Below are 25,909 nucleotides of genomic sequence, written 5' to 3'. Positions count from 1 at the left end.
AGGAGGATTATAATTATGAGTAAATATATGAAGAATTCTTATAGGTACGGAACTATAGCAACCATAATTGCTATGTTAGTTATGCTTGGTATTCCAGCAGTAATTTGTACCTACTTTGGCATTTGGCCAGATATTAATAGCGTATTTAAAGTTGCAGGATCGCTTCTAGCTTTATATGTACCAATTGCAGTTTCTGAACAATTATCACTTATTCCAATTACTGGAACAACTGCTTATTTAAATTCTATAACTGGTAATGTTATGAACATTAAGTTTCCTTGTTACCTATCAGCTTTAGAAACAGCAGAAGCCCAACCAGGAACAGAACTTGCAGACGTTATGGGGATGATAGCAATTACAATTTCAGGTATGGTAACTATGGTTGTAATTGCCCTAGGAGTTTTACTTTTAGTTCCCCTAGAACCACTTTTAACATCAGATACAGTTAATACAGCAACATCTTATATCCTACCAGCCCTTTATGGCTCAATGGGTATTTCAGCCTTTATAGGTAGAAGTGCAGGATCTTATTCTGTACCAAGAAAACCACTAGTTGCTGTAATAAATTTAATTTTAGTTTTTGCCTTTATTATGCTAGTTGGACCAATAAAAAATACAGGTATAGCTATGATTATTATGCTAGTATTTTCAATTGTACTATCCCTAATTTTATACAAGACTAATATAATAAAAATGCATAAAACAGAAAAATAGAAAGTTGAGGCTAATATGGATTTAGAAAAAATTGTTCAAGAGACTTACGCCTATGGAGAAAAATATTTAGACCAAGGAAATATTGTAGACTATATTCCAGGCCTTAAAGACGTAGATCCAAAAGCCTATGGCCTAGCCCTTATTGACGAGGATGGAAATTTTTATGAGGCAGGGGCAATTGATACAAGATATACAATAATGTCAATTACCAAGGTATTTTTATATATCCTAGCCTTAGAAACCTATGGTCTTGAAGAACTTAGAAAATACGTTGGTCTAAAGCCATCATCTAAGGCCTTTAATTCACTTTTAGATCTTCAACTTGAAGACAATATTCCAGTAAACCCTTATGTAAATGCTGGAGCCCTAACAGTTAGCTATTTGCTTTATAAAAAATATGGGGCTAAGGCCATTGACAAGGTCTTAGAAAAAATTAGAACCTTAGCAGAAAATGAAGAAATTGACATAGACGAAGAAGTGGTAATAACAAGTGAACACGCAGGCTATGCCAACAAGGCCATGATTTTTTCCCTACAAAATAAGGGGCCAATTTCAAAAGACGTTGACGTCTTTGATGTCCTAAGTGTTTATAACAGGGCCTGCTGTATAAGAGTAAGCACAAGAGATTTAGCAAAATTATCCTTTGTCCTATCTAATGATGGAAAAAATAGAAATGGAGTTCAACTTATTGATCCAGACCACGCAAGAATTTCTAGAACCCTAATGGCCACTTGTGGAACTTATGATTATTCTGGAGATTTTGCAGTTGACGTTGGCCTAGGAGCAAAATCAGGAGTTGGTGGCGGAATAATGACATCGACAAAGGCTGGTCTAGGTCTAGCAACTTATGGACCAAAGCTTGACTCTAGAGGAAATTCTGTTGTCGGTATTGAAATGCTAAAATATATTTCAGAAAAATTAAACTTAAGTATTTATTAAGGAAGGAAATTTATGGATTATATAAAAGAAATAGACGATATATTCGATGAACTAGTAGAATTTAGAAGAGACTTGCACATGCACCCTGAACTTGGCTACGAAGAGTACAGGACCCAAGGAAAAATTTATTCTGAACTAGAAAAAACTGGCCTAGAAGTTTCAAGAGACTATGGAAAGACAGGAGTTCTAGCCACCCTTTATGGCGAAGCAGGAGAAGGAGAGACGATTTTAATTAGGGCAGACATTGACGCCCTTCCTATTAAAGAAGATAACGACCTGCCTTATTGTTCAAAAGAAAGTGGACTTATGCATGGCTGTGGCCACGATATTCACACAACAATTGTCCTAGGCCTTGCAAAAATTTTAGCCAAGCACAAGGATAAAATTAAAGGCAACATTAAGTTTTGCTTCCAACCTGCAGAAGAAATTGCACCAACAGGTGGGGCCCAAATGATGATTGACGATGGAGTTTTAGAAAATCCAAAAGTTTCTAGGGCCTATGCCCTTCACGTTTGGAACAATCCACTAGGTACAGTTGCTATAAGAGACGGCGCCATGATGGCCCAATCTGATAGACTTTCTATTACCATTAAGGGCAAATCTTCTCACGCTGCCCAACCTCACAAGGGAAACGACGCAATTGTTGCAGCAGCTGCAGTAATTTCTGCCTTACAAACAGTAATTTCTAGAAATACTGATCCTCTTGAAAGTGCAGTAATAACCCTAGGCACAATTTCAGGTGGAAAGAAATACAATGTAATCTGTGACGAAGTTCAAATTGAAGGAACAATAAGACTACTTTCAGATGAAGTTATAAAAAACACCAAGCCATTAATTGAACAAGTTGCAACAAATGTAGCGGCAGGTTTTGGCTGTGAGGCCATTGTCAACTATGTAGATGGTTATGCCATGACCAAAAACGACCACGAACTTTTCCTAATGGCCAAGGAAAAATTAGGCGAAGAATTTGGTTCTGACAAGGTCCTAGTTCCAAAAAATCCTAACACAGGCGGCGAAGACTTTTCAGCCTATGGCAAAAAAGTTCCAAGTCTTTTTATGTGGCTAGGCATGGAATCAGACTTTAACAAGGGCAGGACAACCATCCACAATAAAAATCTTCTAATAGACGAAGAGATAATTAAAGAAGGCATAAGAGCCTTTATCGCCTTATTAAAAGATACAAACCTATAAAAAGAAAAAGTTATTTATATAACCCCAAAGTCTTATAAAGATGGAGGGGTTTTTCTTTGCTCAAATTATAATTAACTGTAATAATAATTAAGGAAAACGTTAATATATTAATTAATTCTAAAAAAATCAAATTCGTGATACAATATAGCTAACATAATATAAGGAGGTAGCGAAATGAAAGAAAAGAAAAAGATGTCCCTTCCTATTCAAATATTAATAGGACTGTTGGCAGGTATAGTGGTAGGTATTTTATTACAAAATAATGCAGAGATAGCAAATAGCTTTATTAAACCACTTGGTACATTATTTTTAAACCTTATTAAACTTGTAATTGTACCATTGGTATTTGCGTCTCTAGTAGTAGGAGTTGCAGACTTAAAAGATGCAAAGCAAATAGGCAAAATTGGAATGAAAACCTTTGTCTACTTCTTTGTAACTACAACTTTTGCAATAATAATTGGTTTACTTCTTGCGAACTTATTAGACGTATCATCAGGCTTTGTTTTACCTGCAGAACAATTAGAGTTTGAAGCAAAAGAAGCCCCTAGCTTTATAGATACACTTATTAACATAGTTCCATCTAATCCGCTTAAGTCTCTAGTTGAAGGCCAAATGCTTCAAATAATTGTCTTTGCTCTTATTCTTGGAGCTGGTTTGCTTTATTCAGGAGACAAGGGCACAGCAGTATTTAATTTCTTTGACGGTTTACAAGATGCTATGATTCACATAACAAATGGAATAATGAAATTTGCTCCTATTGGTGTCTTTGGACTTATTGCTCCAGTTATAGCAGCAAATGGACCTCAAGTATTATTACCTCTTATAAAGGTAGTAGCTATAGTTTATCTAGGTTGTATCTTGCATGCGTTTTTAATATACGGAGGATCAATAAAGTTAATAGCAAAACTTCCAGCTGGAACTTTCTTTAGAAAAGCTTTCACTCCATGGGCAGTAGCCTTTACTACATCATCATCAGCAGGAACTCTACCTATATCTCTAGACACTTGTGAAAATGAACTAGGAGTTTCTAAACCAATTGCATCCTTTGTTCTTCCACTTGGTGCAACTATTAACATGGATGGAACAGCAATTTATCAAGGAGTTTGTGCTCTCTTTATTGCAAAAGTTTATGGAATTGATATGAACTTGGGCCAACAACTTACTATTGTACTTACAACTGTCTTAGCATCAGTAGGAACAGCAGGTGTTCCAGGTGCAGGAATGATTATGCTTGCAATGGTTCTACAAGGAGTTGGAATTCCAGTTGAAGGTATAGCCTTAGTAGCAGGAATCGATAGGATTTTTGATATGATTAGAACATCAATTAATGTCCTAGGAGATATTTCCTGTTCAGTGATAGTTGCTAAATCAGAAGGCAAGTTTGACGAAGAAGTTTATAGAAGACAAAAGTTAAGTAAATAATAACATCTAGCATGATTATAGACCAAGATGAAAAAGAAATTAGGAATACTAGGAGGCATGGGACCTCTAGCAAGTAAAGTTTTTTATGAAAGAATAACTAACAACACCTTGGCAGCTAGTGATAATGACCACATTGACATAATGCTTTTATCTCACGCAAGTATACCAGATAGGACCAAGGTGATTTTAGAAAATAGAGATCATAGTGAAATTATAGATCCAGTGAGAAAGGATATAAGAGCCTTTGAATCTTATGGAGTAGAAAATATTGCTGTAGCCTGTAATACCTTTCACTACTTTCTAGAAGAAGTAGAAAAACTTACAAGCATTTCCTTTATAAATATGATTGACCTTGCAAGTTTTGATGCAAAAAAACTGGGAAATAAAGTTACAGTTCTTGGAACTACAGGGACCTTACAAACTGGCATCTACGACAAGTATATAAAAAAATATGGCCTAGACCAGCTAAAGGTTGATGATCAAATTGCAAAAAAGTTAATGGATACTATTTATCATATAAAGGCAACTAATGATACAAATTTTAAAGACTTTAATGAAATTTGCAGGTACTATTTAGACAAGGGTTCAGTTCCTCTTATAGCCTGTACAGAACTTTCAACTATAAATTTAGAAAAAGATATAGAAGACAAAGTAGTTGATGCCTTATCAGTATTAACTAGAGAGTGCATTCTAAGGTCAGGTTATAAGTTAAAATACAAAAAAATAATTCACTAAATTAAAAAATCCCCTAGCTCTTAGCTTTTTATTTATAAAAGTTAACTTTATGCTAGGGGAAATTTTATTTGGAGAAAAAGGACCCTTATTATATAATGATTTTAGAAGGAGAAAAGATTAAAGAAAGGGCCTATTATGATAGACAAAAGACTTTACGACTTTGCCCAGGGAATTTCAGATGCAATATTTGAAACAACTGGCTGCCATGTAACAATTTCAAATACAGAAAATATTAGAATAGCAGGAACTGGAGATTTTAAAAAGACCATTGGCAAAAAGATTCCAGAATTTTCTGCCTTTAAGTCTGCCAGAGAAAAGAAAAAAACTATTATAGTTAGAAATCCCAAAGCAGACAATGAATGTCTCTACTGCGATAAGAGAGGTCTTTGCCAGGAGAAATTTGAAATTTGCAGTCCAATAATTTTTGAAGACCAAGTTATTGGAGTCCTAGGCCTAATTGCAACAACAGATGAAAAAAGAGACTTTCTCATGGAAAAAGAAGATTCCTTTATAAAGTACATTGAAAAAATGGCCTCACTTCTAGCCAGTCACATGATGGAAGTGGACATAAAAAACCGTATAGAATTAAAAAACAAGGAATTAAATGTTCTAATAAATAATATTAACAACGGAGTAATTTGTATAGCAGAAGACGGAAGTGTCAAACACATAAACGACCCAGCCTTAAAAATGCTAGGGAAAAAATCTGTAGAAAAAAATATAAAAATAAAAAGCCTTTGGCCAGGATCTCTTTTAGAAAAGGCATCAAAAGAAGAAAATACTCGCCTAGAAATTAAAGACCAAGAAGTTATAAAACTTAAAGGAAAAGAAAGACTAGTCTCTAGTCATATAATAAAAATTTACGAAGGGGGAAAACTATCTTCAATAGTTGGAACCTTTACTGACTCTGACTCCATTCAAAAGACGGCGGCAAAAATTAGAGAGTCCTCATCTGATACATCCTTTGACAACCTCCTAGGCCAGGCGAAAAACTATGTAGAAGTAAAAGAAAAGGCAGAAATTGCAGCGACCTTTGACTCAAATATTTTAATAACAGGAGAAAGTGGAACAGGAAAAGAACTTTTCGCCAGAGCCATTCACGAACACTCGCCAAGAAGGTTAAGTCCCTTTGTATCAATAAACTGTTCAGCAATTCCAGAAGCCCTTCTCGAAAGCGAACTTTTTGGTTATGAAGGTGGAGCCTTTACTGGAGCCAGACAGGGAGGAAAAATTGGCAAAATGGAAATTGCCAACAAGGGAACTTTTTTCTTAGACGAAATTGCAGACATGAACCTCTACCTCCAATCAAAAATGCTTAGGGTCCTTCAAGACATGAAAATAACCAGAGTCGGCGGCCTAAATCCAATAAAGTTAGACCTAAGAATAATTGCAGCTACAAATAAAGACCTAGAACAAATGGTCAAGGACGGGTCCTTTAGAGAAGACCTTTACTACAGGCTAAACGTCATCCCAATAAAAATTCCAGCCTTAAAGGACAGAAAGTCTGACATAGAATTAATTGCCAATTATTTTGTAAACTTAAACAACCAGAGATTTCATAAAGACATTAAAGGCTTTACCAAAGAGGCCATGGATCTTTTAGAAGCCTATTCCTGGCCAGGAAATATCCGTGAATTAGAAAATGTAATTGAATACATCTCAAACTTTATTTCCTCTGGCTACATTGAAGTAGACCATGTTAGGACAAGAATAAATATTTCAGATTCAAACACCTTGTCTTTAAACGAAAGGGTAAAAATTTACGAAGAAAAACTAATCCAAGACCTTTTAAACAAATATGGATCAGACGAAGCAGGCAAGGAACAAGTTGCCAAGGAGCTTAAAATTTCTCGGGCGACCCTATATAGAAAGATGAAGTATCAATCTTGAGACTAAAAATCTCAATCTTGATACTTTTTTTATTTTCTAAAAGCAAATAAGCTAATAAAAGCTAGAAAAACTCAACTTGCTTTAAGAAATATAATCTTGGCACGAAAATTGCAACATATATAGGCGAGGTGAAATAAATGGACGACAAAAAAATTTTAAATAAACTAATTTCAAGTGTAAAGGAAGATTCAACTAGAGCCCTAGGCTGTACAGAGCCAGTTGCAATTGCCTACACGGCCTATGAAGCAGGCAGAAGAATAAAAGATGATAAAATTAAAAAGCTTACAATAAGCACATCAAAAAGCATTTACAAAAACGCCAAGTCAGTAAAGATACCAAATACAAAGGGCAGACATGGCATAGACCTAGCAGGAGCCATTGGTCTTTATTCCAAAGACTTAGACATAGCTCCAACATTGATTTTCGAAAGTCTAACTGAAGAAATTTTAGACAAAAGTCTAAAGTTAGTTGATGACGGCCTAGTGGAGGTAAAATACTTAGAAAATACTCCTAATATCTACATCAGTATCAAAGTTGAGACAGAAAATTCAAATGTAGAAGCCATAGTTGAAAACGGACACACAAAATTAAAAGAAGTTTTAGTAGATGGAAAACTTGTCTTCTCAGCAGATGAAGAAAAGGAAACTGAAGAGAAAGTTGATGACTTTAACTTTAGAGACTTGTCCCTAGAAAAATTAAAAGCCATAGTTGACCAAGCTGACCCTAAGGACCTGATGTTTACTTTAGAGGGAATTGAAGTCAACAAGAAAGCAGCCCAAGAAGGACTTAAGGGCTACGGCTCAAAACTTGGCAAAACCCTTCAAGGTCTTAGAGATAAAAAAATTATTGAAGACAATGTCCTAACTAAAACGAGAATTCTAACAGCTGCAGCAGCTGACATGAGAATGGGCGGTGGCCAATGTGAAGTTTTTACATCAGGTGGCTCAGGCAACCAAGGCATAGGAGTTATTCTTCCGATTTCAGTTGTGGGTAAACACGAAAAAATTTCAGATGAAAATTTAGCCAAGGCTCTGTTCTTTGCCCACGTTTTAAACAAATACGTAAAAGAATATTCAGGAAAACTTTCAGGTATTTGTGGCTGTGCAATTGGAGCAGGAGTTGGAGCTGCAGCAGGCATAGTCTATATGTTAGGAGGTGACGAAAAACAAATAGCAGGAGCCTGTTCAAACCTTTACGGCAACCTAACAGGAATGATCTGCGACGGAGCCAAAGAATCTTGTTCCATGAAACTATCAACCTGTGCCGAAGAATCAGTAGTAGCAGCCTACCTAGCCCTAAACGGCATGATAACAGATGACAACGTTGGAGTAGTAGGCGGATCAATTGAAGAGACAATTTTAAATGTAGGTAAGCTTTCTAAAGAAGCCTTTACCCAAGTAGACGAGGTAGTAATTGATATAATAGATAGATAAAAAACAAGGAGGTATATATGAGTAAAAAGCTAGAAGAAAATAGTATCTTTAATGAAAAGACACAAGCTTATTTGGTAGCTAAATACTATAACTACTTAGTAGAAGCATTTGGAGAAAGGGGGGAACAAGCATTTATCAATGCAACAATTTATTATGCTACACAAAGGGGAAGAAGAATGGCTCAGAGGGCAATAAGAGATGGGAAAGAATTAAATTTTGAAACTTATATGAATTATGGGGAGTGGATAAGCACAGAATATACAAAAAATCTAAGACAAGCTAATGATAATCATATTATTGAAAATGACAAAGACTTTGTAATTGAAATTAACACTTGTCCTTGGCATTTACAATTTAATGAAATGAATTGTGAAAAGGCAGGTATGGTTTACTGTAAATACTTGGATTCGTCCATATGTAGGGGGTTTAATCCGTCTTTAATTTATGATGTTGAAAAATTTTTGCATACAGACAATTCTTGTATACACAGAATTCATAATGCCAATATGGTAAACTACAAGCCTATTGATAAAGATAAGGCAAACATTAAACCATTTGTTTATCATTGTGCTCACTTGTATTGGAGTTTCAAAGAGGTTATAACTTCAATTTTTAAATATGAGGGAAAATTAATATCTGATAAAGTGCTAAAAGACTTTATAGATGATTATGGTATGGAAGCGGGAGATAGGTTAATCTCATATAGACAGGAAAATTTTAATATAATATTTTAAAAGAAAGGGTAAAATCATGGAAAATAATAAAATAAGAGAATTTAATATGCCGGAAGGCAATTTGTTTAAAAAGCTAAAATATATATTTGGATTTATTGGAGCCGGATCAGTTTTAATGTCGGCGGTAATGGGGCCTGGAACATTGGCTGCATCAATTTCAGCTGGAAGCAATTTTGGATATTCTTTACTATGGGTAATTATTTTAGGTGGAATCATGAATGGTGTGGTTTCATATGTAGGAGGAAAAATTGCTTGTATTACAGGGAAAAGTGTTTATGAATATTTTGCTGATAAATATGGAAAAGTTTTCACGACTGTTTTGCTTTGCTTAGTATTAACAACATGGGCTTTAGTTATATTGTCACAAGGTGCAGCTATGCTACAAATTGTTGAGTTTTTTGTAGGAGCACCTGGAACAATAGCTATTATTGCATTTATAATTGTTGAATTAGTTGCGGGATATTTTTTTACATCAGGAAATGTGACTGTTAATAAACTAGCATCTTATATGGTAACAATAGTTTCCCTACTATTATTAATTAACGTTTTTGTTGTAAAACCAGATATGGTTGAAGTAGGAAAAGGTTTAATTCCTAGAATTCCACCATTAGCTCAAGCTGCTGTTATCACAGGAATTATAGGTGGATCTGCACCTGGAACTTCAGCGGCGTGGTATTCTATTTCAGTAAAAAAATCTGGATACACCCATCCTGATAATTTAAGATTTATAGCTTGGGATCAAATATACTTTTCATTTGTATTTATAGTATTTTCTGCCGGTGCATTTCTTTCAGCAGCAGCAGTTTTGAATCCAATGGGAATAATACCATCAAGTACCTTAGATGCAGCAATTTCTCTAGAACCTCTAGTAGGATCAATGGCTAAATGGATATTTGCTTTAGGATTCTTTGGTGCTTTATTTACAACTGTAGGAGGAATGAGCAACTTATTTTCTGAAGGAATAAACCAGATTAAAACTATAAATAGTTCTTCTAACACAGAAAATACAAGTAATAGAGTTGTTTGGCTAGGGATATTAATCTCAATAGCAGGCGGACTTGTGATAAAGGGATCTATAATGAAGGTTCTTGTTAGCTTTATTGGGTTGCTTAACTTGGGAGGATTTATAATTATTTTCCTATTGACAAAGGATTTAAGAAATAAAGAATTCGCAGGAAAGTATAGAAACGGAATAATTCTAACAATTTTTTCTTGTTTAGCTGTAATTCTTAATGGATATGCAGTTATAAATTATGTATTAAAATTTATAAAATAGTTAAAATATAGTTATTTACTTACTGGAGGTACTATGAGATATAAAAAAGTTGTAACGGATTTACTTGTCATTGGTGGATCAGGAGCCGGAGTTATGGCTAGTGTTTATGCAAGCAAGAGTGATGTTAAAGTAACATTAGTATCTAAGGGTAAAGTAGGATTTTCAGGGAATGCCATAATGGCAGGAGGTGGCTTTGGTATAGATGGACAAAGTGCCTCTGAACTAGGGATTAAAGATGCGGATGAGTCATTTACAAGAGACCGCATGTTTGATTGTATTGTTAAAGAATCGTTCTATTTATCCGATCAAGACATGGTTGAACAATATGTAAAAGAAGGTCCAATTGCTGTTAATAAACTTTTGGAATGGAAAGACGCATCAAAGCAAAAATTTTTGTTTTTTAAACCAGCTAATTGGATTATGTCAGGCCTATCTATAGGAAAGTCCTTAAGATATGGGCTAAAACAACATCCTGAAGTAGAGGTTTTTGAGGATGTAATAATTTTTGAACTTATAAAAGATAAAGAAAAAGTTTGTGGAGCCTTAGGTATAGATATTATAAACGGAGAGTTTATATTTTTTGAATCTAAAGCAACTATAATTGGGACTGGTGGATACCAACCATTTTCAGAAAATAATACTGTTACTGACATGACTGGTGATGGGCAAGCTATGGCTCTAAGAGCTGGAGCAAGTTTATCAGACATGGAATTTATTTTAGCTTTTCCAACTGCAGTTTACCCTGAGCACATGAAAGGATCAATTTACCCATTTATATTTGAATATAATATGAGAGACTTAAAATACGATATCATTGACAAAAATGGAGAAGTAGTAAATATTCCTGAAGATGTTATACGAGTTTCGCGTGGTGGCAAGCTATCTAAATTAATAACAACATATTATTTTGGTAAATGTAAGGATGAAAACTTACTTGGATCACACGATGGTTGGTTTTATGACTATTCACAAAATTCAGTTGAGACAATTGATAAAAGCTTTGAGACTTTATATAACCGTTTTGATAATTGGCACAAACATGGATATTATAAGGGAGAAAGCTTAGCTGAAGTTGAAAAAATTATATACGATAAAAAGCCTCTTGAAGTTGGTATGGGGTTTGAGTACTGTATGGGTGGCATAGAAGTAAATGACAAAATGGAAACTTCAGTAGAAGGATTGTATGCAGCAGGAGAAGTTACTAGTGGTGTATTTGGTGCTTGTAGAGTTGGTGATGGAATAGTCGAAATGTTAGCACAAGGTATGAGAGCTGGATTGAGCGCATATGAATATATAAAAAATATAAATAGACTTGAAGTTGAAGATGAATTAATTGAAAAATCTATAGATAAAGTTATGAAATATTTAGACGATGAAGATGGTATGAATGCTATTCAAATTTATAAATCAATTGAAAAAGCTTGCGATGAAGGATTTTCTTATCTGCGAGATGAAGAAGGAATGGGAAAGGCACTAAATACAATTAATTGTTTAATTGATCAACAAAAGAGTATAAGAACTAAAGAAAAATCTTTAATTTATAATGTTGAACTTATTAATGCTATATCAAGCGAAAATTTACTACAATGCGTAAAAGCTTCTATCATTTCTGGACTAGAAAGAAAAGAAAGTAGAGGATGTCATATAAGAAAAGATTTTCCAGAAGTAGATTTTGATAACTATACTGTAAAAAATGTGGTTTCTTTAGATGAAAACAATAATTTTATTATAACAAAAAGGAAACCAAGAGTAACAAAGATAGATTTAAAGCAAGGAAAATCAGAATCGGTTGTTGAATATTTTATGGACCCAAGTTTAAATTATAGGAGGTAATATGAGAATAAAAGTTGATAGATACAATCCTAGAGAAAAGAAACAATGGGTTGAAGAATATAAAGTTGATTATGATAAAGTTAGGGGAAAAACAATAATGGATTTATTAGTTTATATCTCAAGTGAAATTGACCCTACTTTAAGTTTTTATTCTCATAGCAAGTGTAATCATGGAATTTGTATGAGATGCATAATGAAACTAAACAATAAAAATATTGTTTCCTGTATAACAAAAATTGAAAAAGATGAAGATATTCATTTATCACCACTTAATAATACTTGTATTAAAGATTTAGTTTGTAGGAGTTTATGATATATGGACATTCAAAATATGATTTTAGATATAGAAAAAGAAGTTATAGAATTAAGAAGATACTTCCACATGTATCCTGAAAAATCCTGGGATGAGTTTAATACACAAAAAAAGATAATAGAATGTCTTGAAAATTACGGTATTTCTTATAGAAAAGTAAAAAATACTGGAGTGATAGGCTGGATTAAAATAAATGAAGACTATAGAACAATAGGAATTAGGGCAGATATTGATGCTCTAGAAATGGAAGAAAATACAGACTTACCATTTAAATCAAAAAATGCTGGTATTATGCATTCTTGTGGACATGATTCCCATACAGCAATGCTATTAGGAACTTGCAAAATTTTAGCTCAAATAAAAGATGAACTAAAAGTAAATATTGTTTTTATCTTTCAACCTGCTGAAGAATTTATAAGTGATTCTGGAGCTAAATATTTAAAAGAAGAAGAAGAAATATTAGAATGTGATAATTTGATAGCGATTCATATTTGGCCTTCAATACCAGCTGGATATATAGCTTTAAGAGAAGGGCCAGTTATGGCTTCTGCGGATACTTTTGACATCTCCATTCAAGGCAAGGGTGGCCATGGAGCCATAATTCATGAAAACATAAATCCAATTGTTGCTGGGAATTATATAGTAAATACTTTGATAAATACTATGTCTTTAAAATATGATTCACAAGAATCTGCTGTTATATCAATAACAGCGTTTCAATCAGGACAAACATATAATATAACTCCAGAAACTGCAGTTATAAAAGGAACTACAAGATCGTTTAATCCAAAAATCTCAGAAAAATTTGAGGAAGATATAAAGCAAATAGTAGAAAGTATAAAATCTTTGACAAACACTAAAATAAGTCTAAATTATTACCAAGGACCGCCTGTAATGATAAATGATAAAGAAGTTGTTGAAATTGGAATTAGAGGACTGTCTAATGTATTAGAAGATAAATTTATTATCAAAGACTTTCAAAGACAAATGGGTGGAGAAGATTTTGCAAAATATAATTGCAAAAAGGCAATTGCTTTCTTAGGAGGAGGTAAAGAGGAAATGGAAGATCGTCATCCGTTACACTCTCCTGAAATGGATATAGATGAAAGAGTTTTAAAACTAGGAGTTTTATACTTTGTAAATTATGTTTTAGAGTATCAAAAATGTTTATAATAAAAAACATATTAAAGTTGTTATTTTTAGAAGAATTTTACTAATTTTAGTATTAATAAATTAATTATAAAAGACTTCATACAAAATAGTGTTGATGGACAAAAGTCTGTTAACACTATTTTTGCTTTATTGTAAATAATAGATATAGTTTAAATTTCCTTCCATAATAAATCTAATATAAATATCAACGATAAACGCTAACCCTTATGATTGAAAGCTGGTCCATATTTTCGTAATATTTCTTTAGACCATGATATAGTATTTTTAATTTTATAGCTTATTTCTATAAATGTATCTATTATCAGGGTAATAAGGCTAGTATATTTATTATGGCTTTCGTTAGTATTGAATCTTTAAATAATTTTTCCAACTTATTGAAATCCAAGCTCATTGTTACTATTATTGATACTTTTCCATTTCTTGATGATAATAGGTTAAAGAGTATTACAGGTTTGTTTGGCCTATCTTAGCCTCTATTAGGATTTCTAATGTTTGACATTTAAAGATATATTTTATTCTATGCTTGATACGAAATTTGATTATAGTCTCTAACTATATTAATTTAGTAATTGAGACTTAGAGGATTTACTATAAATAATTACAAGTATGATATAAGAATTGTTTTTAAAGAAAATATCAAAAAGATTGAGCTTATTAAGAGTGATACGTTTAGTTATAAAAGTTTCTATAACTAAAATAAAACAAAAGTCTTCGTATATAAAAAGCTTCAGTATAATGAAAAATGGCCAAGACATTACTGTCTGAGCCACTTGTTAGTTACTTTTCTCTTCATCAAAACTATTTGACAAAGAGCCATTAAAAGTTACTTTATTCTAAAAAATCTATATTTATTATTAATTAAAATTAAAAAAATAAATAGAAAAGATTTTTTATTAATTTATACTATTTTCTACTTACGCCAGTTTTAATGGCTGTTTCTTTTACAGCATTGGCTACTGCATCTGCAACTCTTTCATCAAATGGTGATGGAATTACATAGTCTTCGTTTAAGTCTTTTTCATCAATTAAGTTTGCAATTGCATGAGCTGCTGCAATTTTCATTTCTTCGTTAATTTCTTTAGCACGAACTGCTAGAGCTCCCTTGAAGATTCCAGGGAAGGCTAAGACGTTGTTAATTTGGTTAGGGAAGTCTGATCTTCCTGTTCCCATAATTCTAATGCCACCAGCCTTGGCTATTTCTGGAGTTACTTCTGGAACTGGATTGGCCATTGCAAAGGCTATAGCGTTGTCGTTCATTGATTCAACCATTTCCTTAGAAACTACATCTGAAACTGATACTCCAATAAAGATGTCTGCTTCCTTCATAGCGTCTGCTAGAGTTCCTGTCTTCTTAGTCTTGTTTGTAGTCTCAGCTACTTCTTTTCTAATTGGGTCAAGTTTTTCGTCATTTGGTTCTAGGATTCCCCTTGAGTTACAAACGATTACGTCTTTAATACCAGCTGAAACTAAAAGTTTTGCTATGGCAATTCCCGCAGCTCCTGCTCCAGAAATTGCTGCTGTACAGTCTTCGATTTTCTTTCCAACAACTTTAAGGGCGTTAATAATTCCTGCTAGAGTTACTATTGCTGTACCATGTTGGTCGTCGTGGAAAACTGGAATGTCTAATTCTTTTTTAAGTCTTGCTTCTATTTCAAAGCATTTTGGTGCATTAATGTCTTCTAGGTTAATTCCACCGAAAGTTGGTGCAATATGCTTAACTGTTTGAATAATTTCTTCTGGGTCTTGGGTGTCTAAGCAAATTGGGAAGGCATCTACGCCAGCAAATTCTTTAAATAATACAGCCTTTCCTTCCATAACTGGAAGTCCTGCTATACCACCAATGTTTCCAAGGCCTAAAACTGCTGAGCCGTCTGTTACAACAGCTACCATATTGCCCTTGTTTGTATATTCAAAAGCTAGGTCCTTGTCTTTGGCAATTTCCTTACAAGGTTCTGCTACTCCTGGTGAATAGGCAAGTGAAAGGGCCGCTGCATCTTTTACCTCTACCTTTGACTCAACAGAGATTTTCCCATGGTTATCCTTGTGTAATTTTAAAGCATCTTCTCTTAATGACATAATTTCCTCCTCGTAAATTCGTTAGATGTAAGTAATTATTAACTTCACATAATGGTATAACATAAATAAAAGTCTATAGATTCGATTAAAAAAATAATGATTTCTTTAAAAAATTGAAGATTATTGTCAGACATTCACTAATAATAAATATTTGTTAAAAATATCTACAATTTATATAAAAAAGGCTGGGCATAACTAAAAACTTTTCCTAAAAAAGTTAATATAAACCTAAAATTTAGTAATTAAGTTAAGCCCAATTTTTATATAAACGGTGTTAAATTAAAGTAAAAAAATTCTGGTGAGTAAAATCAAAATATAATAATTTTAATTAATCGAACATTTTTTATAGTGAGTTTATAACTCGGTTTGTAGTTTTATTATTACCAAGCGGCAACACAACCATCTGTTCTTGGTTCAGTCGCACCACATAAAACATCTTCATCATTTCTCCAAATTATTTCTCCTCTACCAAAATTGGTAGATTGTGTATTTGTTATTACGTCGTGTCCAGCTCTCATTAGTTGTTGAGCTATATTATTATCAAATCCTGGCTCGACTTCTATAGTTTTACCACCTGTCCATTGCCATCTAGGTTTATCTAATGCATCTTGAGGATTACAATTATTAATTATAGTACTCAATAAAACTTGTAAATGAGCTTGAGGCTGCATAAATCCCCCCATAATTCCGAATGGACCGACAGGTTTTTTATCTTTCATTAAAAAGCCTGGAATTATAGTGTGATAAGGTTTTTTTCCACCTTGAATGAAATTATCGTGATTAGGATCTAAACTGAAGTTAGCTCCTCTATTGTGTAAACTGATTCCAGTTTCGGGAACGACAACCCCAGAGCCAAATCCCATATAATTAGATTGAATATATGAAACCATATTTCCTTCGTTGTCTGCCGCTGCCATATAAACGGTGCCTCCTTTAATAATATCAGAAGGTTCTGGTGTCAAAGCAGTATCTGTTATTAAAGATGCTCTTTGTTTTGAGTAATCATCTGATAGAAGATCTGAAATAGACACACTCATATAATTTGGATCAGTTACATATTTTTGAGCATCTACAAATGCTAGTTTCATAGCTTCGATTTGTTTGTGTATGCTTTCAAAAGAATTTATATTTTTAATATCTAAATGTTTTAGAATGTTTAGTGCCATTAATACGCTAATACCATGACCATTTGGAGGAAGTTCAAATACATCATAACCTTCAAAATTTGTAGATATTGGTTCGACATACTCAGTTTCAAAATTATTAAAATCAGATAACTCCATGGCACTACCATTTTCTTGTAAAAACGTAACAATTTTCTTTGCCAGATTTCCTCGGTAAAAACTATCAGAATTTGTTTCGGCAATTTCTTCTAAAGAGTCTGCTAAAAACGGATTTTTAAATAAGTCTCCAGCTTTTGGGCATGCTCCATTTGGAGCAAATGTATCATACCAATATTTAAAAATATTGTCCTTTTCTAATTCTATTTTATATTTGTCATACGCTGCTTTCCATAACTTTGATACATTAGGTTGCAGAGTAAAACCATCTCTCGCATAATTAATAGCTGGCTTTAAAACATCTTTTAATTCAAGTTTTCCAAATTTATCAACAAGAGATGACCATGCTGACGGAATACCGGGTACAGTAATTGGTATTACTCCATAAGATGGAACTTTAGTATATCCTTTATCAATTAAATCTTGAGGATTTAAATTTTTAGGAGATCGTCCCGAACTATTCATTCCATATAATTTTCCTTTATACCATATAATGGCAAAAGCGTCTCCACCTACTCCGTTTCCAGTAGGCTCAACAACGCTTAATGTACTTGCTGTTGCTATTGCTGCGTCAATAGCGTTTCCACCTTTTTTTAAAATTTCTAAACCTGCTTGTGCTGCCAATGGATTTCCTGTTGCTACCATACCATTTTTAGAAAAAACAACGTTTCTTCTAGATGGGTAAGAATAGGAAAGCGAATCAAAATTAAATTTCATAAATTCCTCCTTAAATTCTATTTATAAATATTTACATATATATAACAAGCAAAATTCGTGCCAAAATATTAAGAAATATAAGATTTTCCCTCTGGTGTTAAATTCAATCCATTTCTACCAAGTTGAATAAATAATAAATTCTCATCATGAAGCTCATTAATTAATTTTCTTAAACTATATTCAGTGACGATAATATTATTTTTAGACAGTTCTTTTAAAATGGAACGTCTACCTCTAAAACCAGAATCAATCAAATATAGTATTTCCCTTTTTATGTCATAATTATCGTCACGATAGCTATTATAAGTGGAATACGTTCTTATCATATAAGAAGGTAAATCCACAATATCTACAAACCCTGTATACATTTCTGTTAAATAATTTATACAATTTTTTAGTTCTCGAATATTCCCGTTCCAAGGGTAATTTTCAAGGAATTCTAATGCTTTATTTGAGAATGTTATAGTCGAGTTTGCTTGCTTAACAAACTTTTTAATAAAAAATACAATATCATCTTTTCTAAATCTAAGCGGAGGTATTTCAAGTACCATTGTATTTAAACGGTAATACAGGTCTAATCTAAATTTTCCATTTTTTATTAGTTCTTCAATATTTCGATTAGTTGCTGCTATTATTCTTATATCTACATCAATAACTTTTTCACTACCAATTTTAATAATTTGTCTTTCCTCTAAAACTCTTAATAGTTTCACTTGAGTATCAATAGGTAAGTCTCCCACTTCATCTAAGAATAAGGTTCCATGATTAGCTTTTTGAAAAAGGCCTTCTTTTCCACCCCTCTTACTTCCTGTAAAAGATCCTTCTTCATATCCAAACAACTCTGATTCTAATAAATTTATCGGCAGTGCAGCTATATTTATGCTAACAAAAGGAAAATTTTTTCTACTTGAAGCATTGTGTATTGATTGAGCAAATAATTCTTTTCCAGTTCCAGATTCTCCAAGAATCAAAACTGGAAAATTCACGTCTGCCATTTTTACACCTTTTTCTTTACAATCAACTATTTCTTTACTTATTCCATCTATATCTGAAAAATTATATTTTGCTAAAAATCCATGAGATTGTATCTTCCTAGTAAGGCTATTTTCAATTTTTATTATTTTTGTTATATCCTTTATTAAAATTACAATGATATCGTGATTGAAATAATTGCTTTTAATGTATTTAATGGTTATCATCAAATTTAAGTTGTTTATGTCTAGATGTACATCCTCTATATTTTTATTGGATTTTAAGTGAACAATTAAACAATCTAAAGACATAAAATCATTAATATTCTTATCTATAATATTAAATTTCAAATTAAAGATTTTAATTGCTGCGTAATTATAGTTTATTATATTGTACTCGCTGTCAATAATAAGAACTCCATAGTCTATATTATCGATTATATTTCTTAATTGATATTGAAATGGGTTGTAATATAGATACATTTCATTTAAAAAACTATTAGGGACAGCAATATTTTTAACGTATTCATCAACTTTAAAAAAAAGCGGATCACTCATAATGTCAGATGAGTTTATTATATTTAAAATTGTTGAGTATGTAAAGAATCTTTCTCCTAAGTTAAATATATTATTAAAATTTAAAGGTAATATAGTAGATGTATTATCTACAATTATATAATCATAAGAGTCATTGTTGCTTTCATCATCTTTACCAGTAAATATCTCTAAGGAGGTATTTTGAATTCCCATATTATATAGTAGCTTTTTATTATATTCACTCGTACTTAGGTGGTCAAAGCATAAAAAGAACCTACTTTGTTTTAAGAGTTTAAGTTTCTCTATTGATTCTAAACTATAAGTAAACTCTAAGTAAATAACTTTACATTTAGGATTTAAATAACTACCATACATATCTAAAAGTGTGTTATGGCTTATCAATAAAATATCACAAGTTGAAATAAGTTTTAAATCCTCATCAGTAATTTTCTTTTCAATACTTAAAGAGTTGATTTCGAGATAATCGCTAAAAAGTTTAATTAATGGGTTAAGATATACAGTTTTAATTTTTTCTCTGATAGTAAATAATAATAACTTTTTCATTGAATCACCATATACATTATATCATCACAAGGGAATATATTCAAAAAATCACCCCATAAAATCCCATTACATCCCAATAAAATATAAATAAACTAGATTACAAGCTTAAAAAATAGCATCTTAAAATATAGTAAGAAAAATAAAAAGTCAGAAAACATTGAAAATAATTTCAAGTGTTTTTGATATTGTGATTTAGTACAAATAATTAACAATTTTTCTACATGATTTTTAATTTCACTTAATTAATAGATTTTTGCAACTATTTAATTTTATCTATATAACAACTGACATAGCTCTATAACTAACAAGATTGAATTATAATATAATTTAATTTTTGTAAGTTTTGTTATATTGGACTTTAAATTGTACTAATTAAGACGAAAATTATAAATTTTGTTCTATTTATATCTTGCTTTGCAATAATTATAAAAAGTGTAACACGAAATTTATAAAGCAACCACTAATACAACTTTAGTCAAATAAAAAATTTGGCACAAAATTTGCTTTTTATAAAAATAGAAATGAATTATGAACTTTATAGAAAGGAAAAAATTTATTGTGCTAATTAATAAAAAAATGGAAAAGCAAAAAGATATTTTATTTCACATGCTATCAATGTCTATTGGGGGGTTTATAAATGCTTATACATTTTATACAAGAAATGGTTTTATGGCGAATAATCAAACATCGAATATAACAAAAGTAGGAATTTATTTATCCCTTGAAAATTTTCAAGACATGATTAATGCATTATTGCCTATGTTGTCATTTTTAATAGGAAGTATTTTAGCATCACTGATTAAAATTAAGATCAATGATGAAAAAGAGTGGATCAATTTTATAATAATTTTTGAAATTGTTATATTTACATTAATTGGTTTAGTTCCTATAGAAACTACTTATATTTTAAATGAAATTTCAAAACTTACATGTAGCTTCATTAGTGCATTTCATTTAACGGCGTTTAGGAATTTAAGAGATTTAACGATTAATAGTACGATATGTACTGGAAATATTAGGACATTAGGAGATTTGATAGCAAATGCTATAAAGTATAAAACTTTAAACCATTTAAAAATTGTTTTTCTTTATTTTATTGTATTATTTTTTTTCCCTTTAGGTGCTTTCATTGCGATTAAGATAAGTGGAGTTATTTTTGAAAAATCTATTTGGGCATGTTCAGTAATTTGTTTCATAAAACTTTATTTAAAGAATAAAGAAGTTTAAAAAATGAAGAGGAGGTAAAAATATGTTATTTGATAATGTTTATTTTTGTGTTTTAGTGGTTTTTGGGATATTCGCTTTTGGCGATTTTTTAGGAGTTATTACCAAGGCTAAACTTTCATCAGTATTTGTTGCTTTAATGATTTTTTTAGTAGGATTTCTCTTAGGAATTATACCACCAGATATTATTGAAAGGGCAAACTTAACTCAAGTAAGTAAGTTAGCTACAGGTTTTTTAGTGTTTAACATGGGAACATCAATTGATATTAGACAAATGATAAGAGAATGGAAGGTATTATTAATGTCTCTTGTAACTATGGCCGTAGCAATTGTAGCTCTATTAGTAATGTCTCCTATTTTAGGTAAAGAAGCTTCTTTAGTAAGTATACCTATAGTAAATGGTGGAATTGTTGCAACGAATATTATGACAGAAGCTGCATTAGAAAAAGGCTTTAATTTAGCAGCAGCATTAGGCGCAATTGTATTTGCCATACAAAAATTTGTTGGTACTATACCAGCATCAAGAAGTGCTTTATCAGAAGCTAGATCTTTAATAGAAGATTATAGATTAAACGGACCTGATGTTTCTAATTTAGACGAAAAAGAAGATATTTTAGAAGTAGAAAATTTTGCAAGTAAAAATAAAAAATACTTTACAAACTATATGACATTAGGAATAGCTGCATTTTTTATTTTTATAGCTAGTATTTTAGGTAAAGTAACATTTTTGGCTATGTCCATTTGGTGCTTAATACTAGGAATTACTTTAAGATCATTTAATCTAGTTCCTAACAAAATATTAGATGTAGGAAAATCTTCTGGTTTATGGATGACTTTAACATTCACTTCTATAATCCCTGCCTTAGCAAAAATTAATTTAAGTGATTTAGCATCATTAGGAATTCAAACTGTTTTAGTATTTGGATCAGTTTTATTATTCACATATATATTTGTATATAAACTTCCATTATGGAAAATAGTTGGCTCTAGAAATTTAGCTATTGGAGTAGCGATGTCACAATTATTAGGATTCCCAGCGACCTTTTTAATAATTAATGAAGTTGCAACAGCAGTATCTGAAACAGATGATGAAAAGAACTATATCCTAAATAAATTAACTCCAGCTTATGTAATATCAGGTTTTGTATCTGTTACATCTATTTCAATAATAATTGCAGGTATATTTGCCTCACTATTGTAAAAAGTATATGAGTATATACTAATTTTTCAAAAACCATAAAACTTATACTTCAAGATAACTATATATTATTTGAGGAATTTCTTGATATAGCCATGGAGTATACTGTAGTTAGCTTAGAGTTTAATGAAAAAATTATTAGTTAAAGTTCCTACTTTTAATTAGCATAATATAAGAAAAACAATTCGTAAATCTAAATAAAAAAATTCCCTTGAATTTATTTTTCAGGGGAATTTTTTTCTATAGCTTTTTTTAATTCTTTAACTTCTTCTTCTAAGTCTTCCATTAGACTTAAAAGGTCTGATAGATAGTAGTTGTAGTTTTCTTCATAGTCTGGCGGGGTTATTTGAGATGCAACTTCTAGGTCTTTTTCAAAGTGAGATTTTAGTTTTTCCTTGTTGCCTTCAGATAGGATTGGGACTGTGCCGTCTTCTGACAATTGGGACAAAAATCCAAAGGCTGTAAAGAAGTTGGAATTAATTTTTGAAAGTTTATTTAGTTTTAAATAATACTTTGATCCGTACTTACCGTCGTTTTTTATATTTTTTAGGTCTTCGTTTAAAAGCTGAACTTCTTCTATAAACCAATCAATGGCAAGGCCTGAGCCAGATAAAATATTTATTAGGGCCTGGTCACACTCTACTAGAGACCTTTCGTAGGTCTTTAAAATAAATTCGCTTTGGTCTGGTCTTAGTAAAAAATAATTTACTAAAAATCCAATGACAAGGCCGACAAAGGTATCAAAAAACCTGTGGATGCCATAAAGCCAGTAGGGCATAAAATCAGGTTCAGATGGGGTGTAGACCATAATCATCATACATATCATAACGGCTAAAGTTGTAGAGTCTTCCCATTTAAAATAATTACAAATATTTATTACTATAATAATAGACAAAATCAGCGGGAAGAAACCTAAAAAATTTATATAGTTAAAAATTGATCCAATTACAACTCCAACAAAGGTTGAAACCAACCTGTCAATTGAAACTCTAAAGGAGTGGGAAATAGATGTTTTAATTGTTACAATTGCAGCAAGGCCTGACATAACAGGCATACGCAAGTCAAAGGCCATGGAAATATAAAGGGCCAAGGCAGTTGCCAAGGCTGTTTTTAAAGTCCTTATGCCAAAAAATCTTTTAAAAAATTGTGAAACATCATTTGCCATTAAAATTCTCCTCCAATATAAAAATTATACTATAAGATTGGCGGGCTTATTTGAAAAAGCTATGACAAATTATAAAAAAATTATCTTAAGCTTATTGACTTGGAGTTTGGTCTGTAATATTTTTTGAAAATGTACTATAATATAGACAGGAAGATGAAAATTAAATTTAGCCTAGGAGGGACAAATGAACAGAGAACAATTAGACATTATTAAGAACAAAAAAGGTTTTATTGCCGCCCTTGACCAAAGTGGTGGATCAACTCCAAAAGCCTTAGCTGCCTATGGAATTTCAGAAGATGCCTACAAGGATACAGACGAAATGTTTGACCTAGTTCACGAGATGAGAACTAGAATAATTAAGTCTCAAGCCTTTAATTCTGAAAAAATTATTGGAGCAATTTTATTTGAACAAACCATTGACAGAAAAATCGATGACAAGTATACTGGCGACTACCTTTGGGAAGAAAAGGGCATTGTTCCTTTCTTAAAAGTAGACAAGGGTCTAGCAGAAGTTTCTAATGGAGTTCAACTAATGAAGGACATTGACAACTTAGACGAACTTATTAAAAGAGCTAATGACAGACACATCTTTGGAACAAAAATGCGTTCAGTAATCCAAGAAGCCAACGAAAAAGGCATCAAAGATATTATTGACCAACAATTTGAAATTGGCCAAAGAATTTTTGATGGCGGCCTAATGCCAATTCTTGAGCCAGAAGTTTCTATTAACTCTAAGACAAAAAAAGAAGCTGAAGCTATAATGAAAGAAGAAATTCTAAAACACTTAGACGCCCTTAAAGGAGACACTAAGGTTATGCTAAAGCTTACTATACCAACAGAAGACGACTTCTTTAGAGAAATAATTGACCATGACAGGGTTATTAGAGTTGTTGCCCTATCAGGTGGCTACACAAGAGATGACGCCAACAAAAAGCTAGAAAAAAATCCTGGCCTAATTGCTTCATTCTCCAGGGCCCTAGTTTCAGAAGTTAGAGCGAGCCAAAGTGACGAAGACTTTGAAGCTGAAATGAAAAAATCAGTAGATTCAATTTATCAAGCATCAATAATTTAAGAAAAATTTAAAGCGTGGGAAAGACTCACGCTTTTTTACTAGGAGAAAATATGTATAAATTAGGAATAATCGGTTGTGGATCTATGGGCGGCGCCATAATTCGCGGAGCCTTAAAGGCAGGAGTGCTAAGTAGAACCGACCTTATAATCTACGACCACAATAAAGATAAGATTCAAGACCTCCTTGACCAAGGGGCAAGTCTTGCAAAGTCAGAAATAGATTTAGTAGGTCAAGTAGAAAATTTATTAATCGCAGTTAAGCCTCAGTCTTTTAAAAATTTAGCAAAAAGTTTAAAGGGAAAAATTCCAGGTCAGACACTTTTAATTTCAATAGCAGCAGGAATTTCTGTAGAAAAAATTAAAAATGACTTTGACCACGACAAAGTTTTAAGGGCCATGCCAAACACACCTGCTTTAGTAAATGAGGCAATGACTTCTCTATCAGCTGAGGAAAAATATTTAGGAGAAATTGATTTTGCCAAAGACCTTTTCCAAGCAGTTGGCAAAATAACTTTAATAGACGAAGAAAAAATCGACGCCTTTGCAGGCCTTGCTGGTTGTATGCCTGCTTTTGCCTTTATGTTCATTGAAGCAGCAGCTGATGCTGGAGTAAAAAACGGCATTAAAAGAGCAGACGCCTACGACTATGTGGCTCAAGCCATCCTAGGATCTGCAAAAATGCTTTTAGAAACCAAGGACCACCCAAGCAAACTCAAGGACCAAGTTTGTTCGCCAGGTGGAACTACAATTGAAGGAGTCTTGGCCTTAGAAGAAGCTGGCTTTAGAAATGCTCTAATTAAGGCAGTGGACGCAGCTAGCAATAAGAAAATAAAATTATAGGAGGATGGCCATGAAAAAAGTATTAGTTTTTATAGCAGACGGAACAGAAGAAATAGAAGTTTTCACCCCAGTAGATTTTTTTAGAAGGGCAGGGATCCAAGTAGACCTAGTTGCAGTTAAGGATTCAAAAAAAGTAAGACTAGCCCACAAGGTTTACGCAGGAGCAGACAAGACCTTTGACCAAGTTCAAGGTCAGGACTACGACGCCTTTTATATACCTGGAGGTCTGCCAGGAGCAACGAATATTAGAGACAATGAAAAGGTTATCGAATTAATAAAAGAAGCTAAAGACCAAGGAAAAATTCTTGCAGCAATTTGTGCAGGGCCAATAGTCTTAGAGGCAGGAGGACTTTTAAAGGACAAAAACTTTACCTGCTATCCAGGTTTTGAAAATGAAATAAGTTCAGGATCCTTTGTAGACGACCTTGTAGTTAAAGATGGAAATATTTTTACAGGCAAGGGGCCAGCAGCTGCAGCTAAGCTTTCCTTTGCCCTAATTGAAGAACTTTTAGGCAAAGACAAGGCAGAGGAAATTAAGGCCCAAACCCTTTTTAATCTTTTATAAAAACTTACTGTAACTTTTTAGTAAACACTTTTTTTCTCTAAGGTCTAT

Annotated in this window: 22 protein-coding genes; 17 read left to right on the top strand and 5 right to left on the bottom strand. The window is 32.3% G+C overall.

Features of this window, described 5'->3' with window-relative positions; translation table 11 throughout:
* Window positions 1-15 precede the first annotated feature (15 nt).
* From BN2667_RS06950 to BN2667_RS06895, 12 genes are all read left to right on the top strand, one after another.
* Complete coding sequence (locus BN2667_RS06950) at window positions 16-714, top strand: hypothetical protein (protein WP_054252608.1); 699 nt, start codon at window positions 16-18, stop codon at window positions 712-714.
* 15 nt (window positions 715-729) lie between these two features.
* Window positions 730-1,653 (top strand): glutaminase A, encoded by a 924-nt coding sequence (gene glsA / locus BN2667_RS06945; RefSeq protein WP_054252607.1) that lies wholly within the window; start codon window positions 730-732, stop codon window positions 1,651-1,653.
* Between the two features lie 12 nt (window positions 1,654-1,665).
* Window positions 1,666-2,844 (top strand): M20 metallopeptidase family protein, encoded by a 1,179-nt coding sequence (locus BN2667_RS06940; RefSeq protein ID WP_054252606.1) that lies wholly within the window; start codon window positions 1,666-1,668, stop codon window positions 2,842-2,844.
* Between the two features lie 174 nt (window positions 2,845-3,018).
* Window positions 3,019-4,266 carry a dicarboxylate/amino acid:cation symporter gene (locus BN2667_RS06935; protein WP_054252605.1) on the top strand — a complete coding sequence of 416 codons (1,248 nt, stop codon included), beginning with the start codon at window positions 3,019-3,021 and terminating at the stop codon, window positions 4,264-4,266.
* Window positions 4,267-4,293: 27 nt separating this feature from the next.
* Complete coding sequence (locus BN2667_RS06930) at window positions 4,294-5,001, top strand: aspartate/glutamate racemase family protein (protein ID WP_075967904.1); 708 nt, start codon at window positions 4,294-4,296, stop codon at window positions 4,999-5,001.
* A 135-nt stretch (window positions 5,002-5,136) separates the two neighbouring features.
* Window positions 5,137-6,891 carry a sigma 54-interacting transcriptional regulator gene (locus BN2667_RS06925; protein ID WP_054252603.1) on the top strand — a complete coding sequence of 585 codons (1,755 nt, stop codon included), beginning with the start codon at window positions 5,137-5,139 and terminating at the stop codon, window positions 6,889-6,891.
* A 137-nt stretch (window positions 6,892-7,028) separates the two neighbouring features.
* The gene (locus BN2667_RS06920; RefSeq protein WP_054252602.1) at window positions 7,029-8,324 is read left to right on the top strand and encodes an L-cysteine desulfidase family protein; all 1,296 of its coding nucleotides are present in this window, start codon (window positions 7,029-7,031) and stop codon (window positions 8,322-8,324) included.
* A 17-nt stretch (window positions 8,325-8,341) separates the two neighbouring features.
* A complete protein-coding gene (locus tag BN2667_RS06915) occupies window positions 8,342-9,058 on the top strand; it encodes an L-2-amino-thiazoline-4-carboxylic acid hydrolase (protein WP_054252601.1) in 717 nt (238 codons plus the stop codon).
* A 16-nt stretch (window positions 9,059-9,074) separates the two neighbouring features.
* Window positions 9,075-10,334, top strand: a complete 1,260-nt coding sequence (locus BN2667_RS06910; protein ID WP_054252600.1) for an Nramp family divalent metal transporter — start codon at window positions 9,075-9,077, stop codon at window positions 10,332-10,334.
* 33 nt (window positions 10,335-10,367) lie between these two features.
* A complete protein-coding gene (locus BN2667_RS06905; protein WP_054252599.1) occupies window positions 10,368-12,167 on the top strand; it encodes an FAD-dependent oxidoreductase in 1,800 nt (599 codons plus the stop codon).
* A gap of 1 nt (window position 12,168) precedes the next feature.
* Window positions 12,169-12,480 carry a 2Fe-2S iron-sulfur cluster-binding protein gene (locus BN2667_RS06900; RefSeq protein ID WP_054252598.1) on the top strand — a complete coding sequence of 104 codons (312 nt, stop codon included), beginning with the start codon at window positions 12,169-12,171 and terminating at the stop codon, window positions 12,478-12,480.
* 18 nt (window positions 12,481-12,498) lie between these two features.
* Window positions 12,499-13,653, top strand: a complete 1,155-nt coding sequence (locus tag BN2667_RS06895) for a M20 metallopeptidase family protein (protein ID WP_242848721.1) — start codon at window positions 12,499-12,501, stop codon at window positions 13,651-13,653.
* A gap of 301 nt (window positions 13,654-13,954) precedes the next feature.
* On the opposite strand, the gene BN2667_RS09615 is transcribed toward BN2667_RS06895, so the two are convergent.
* The 4 genes from BN2667_RS09615 to BN2667_RS06880 all read right to left on the bottom strand — a co-directional run bounded on the left by BN2667_RS09615 (window position 13,955) and on the right by BN2667_RS06880 (window position 19,798).
* A complete protein-coding gene (locus BN2667_RS09615; RefSeq protein WP_082380220.1) occupies window positions 13,955-14,098 on the bottom strand; it encodes an ATP-binding protein in 144 nt (47 codons plus the stop codon).
* Window positions 14,099-14,556: 458 nt separating this feature from the next.
* Entirely contained in the window at window positions 14,557-15,729 is a 1,173-nt protein-coding gene (locus tag BN2667_RS06890) for an NAD(P)-dependent malic enzyme (protein WP_054252596.1), read from the bottom strand.
* Between the two features lie 380 nt (window positions 15,730-16,109).
* On the bottom strand, window positions 16,110-17,726 hold the full coding sequence (gene ggt, locus BN2667_RS06885; protein ID WP_054252595.1) for a gamma-glutamyltransferase: 1,617 nt from the start codon (window positions 17,724-17,726) through the stop codon (window positions 16,110-16,112).
* A 68-nt stretch (window positions 17,727-17,794) separates the two neighbouring features.
* Window positions 17,795-19,798 carry a sigma-54 interaction domain-containing protein gene (locus BN2667_RS06880; protein WP_054252594.1) on the bottom strand — a complete coding sequence of 668 codons (2,004 nt, stop codon included), beginning with the start codon at window positions 19,796-19,798 and terminating at the stop codon, window positions 17,795-17,797.
* Between the two features lie 528 nt (window positions 19,799-20,326).
* Between BN2667_RS06880 and BN2667_RS06875 the strand changes: the two genes are divergently transcribed.
* Both BN2667_RS06875 and BN2667_RS06870 read left to right on the top strand, forming a co-directional pair.
* A complete protein-coding gene (locus BN2667_RS06875; protein ID WP_054252593.1) occupies window positions 20,327-21,025 on the top strand; it encodes a YoaK family protein in 699 nt (232 codons plus the stop codon).
* A gap of 22 nt (window positions 21,026-21,047) precedes the next feature.
* Complete coding sequence (locus BN2667_RS06870; RefSeq protein WP_054252592.1) at window positions 21,048-22,223, top strand: hypothetical protein; 1,176 nt, start codon at window positions 21,048-21,050, stop codon at window positions 22,221-22,223.
* Window positions 22,224-22,437: 214 nt separating this feature from the next.
* Here BN2667_RS06870 and BN2667_RS06865 read toward each other — a convergent pair whose 3' ends face one another.
* Entirely contained in the window at window positions 22,438-23,385 is a 948-nt protein-coding gene (locus BN2667_RS06865) for an FUSC family protein (protein ID WP_054252591.1), read from the bottom strand.
* 184 nt (window positions 23,386-23,569) lie between these two features.
* Between BN2667_RS06865 and BN2667_RS06860 the strand changes: the two genes are divergently transcribed.
* From BN2667_RS06860 to BN2667_RS06850, 3 genes are read left to right on the top strand one after another with little or no spacing between them, the layout of a single operon-like run.
* Window positions 23,570-24,457, top strand: coding sequence for a fructose bisphosphate aldolase (locus BN2667_RS06860; RefSeq protein WP_054252590.1), 888 nt, complete (start codon window positions 23,570-23,572; stop codon window positions 24,455-24,457).
* Window positions 24,458-24,507: 50 nt separating this feature from the next.
* Window positions 24,508-25,296, top strand: coding sequence for a pyrroline-5-carboxylate reductase (gene proC / locus BN2667_RS06855; RefSeq protein WP_054252589.1), 789 nt, complete (start codon window positions 24,508-24,510; stop codon window positions 25,294-25,296).
* 10 nt (window positions 25,297-25,306) lie between these two features.
* Window positions 25,307-25,861 (top strand): DJ-1 family glyoxalase III, encoded by a 555-nt coding sequence (locus BN2667_RS06850; protein WP_054252588.1) that lies wholly within the window; start codon window positions 25,307-25,309, stop codon window positions 25,859-25,861.
* The last annotated feature ends 48 nt before the right edge of the window (window positions 25,862-25,909 follow it).

Origin of the sequence: Neofamilia massiliensis (genome assembly GCF_001299475.1) — a bacterium.
In the GTDB taxonomy this organism is placed as follows: domain Bacteria; phylum Bacillota; class Clostridia; order Tissierellales; family Peptoniphilaceae; genus Neofamilia; species Neofamilia massiliensis.
Note: the sequence above shows the minus strand (reverse complement) of the source record. Positions and strands in the feature narration are given on the sequence as shown.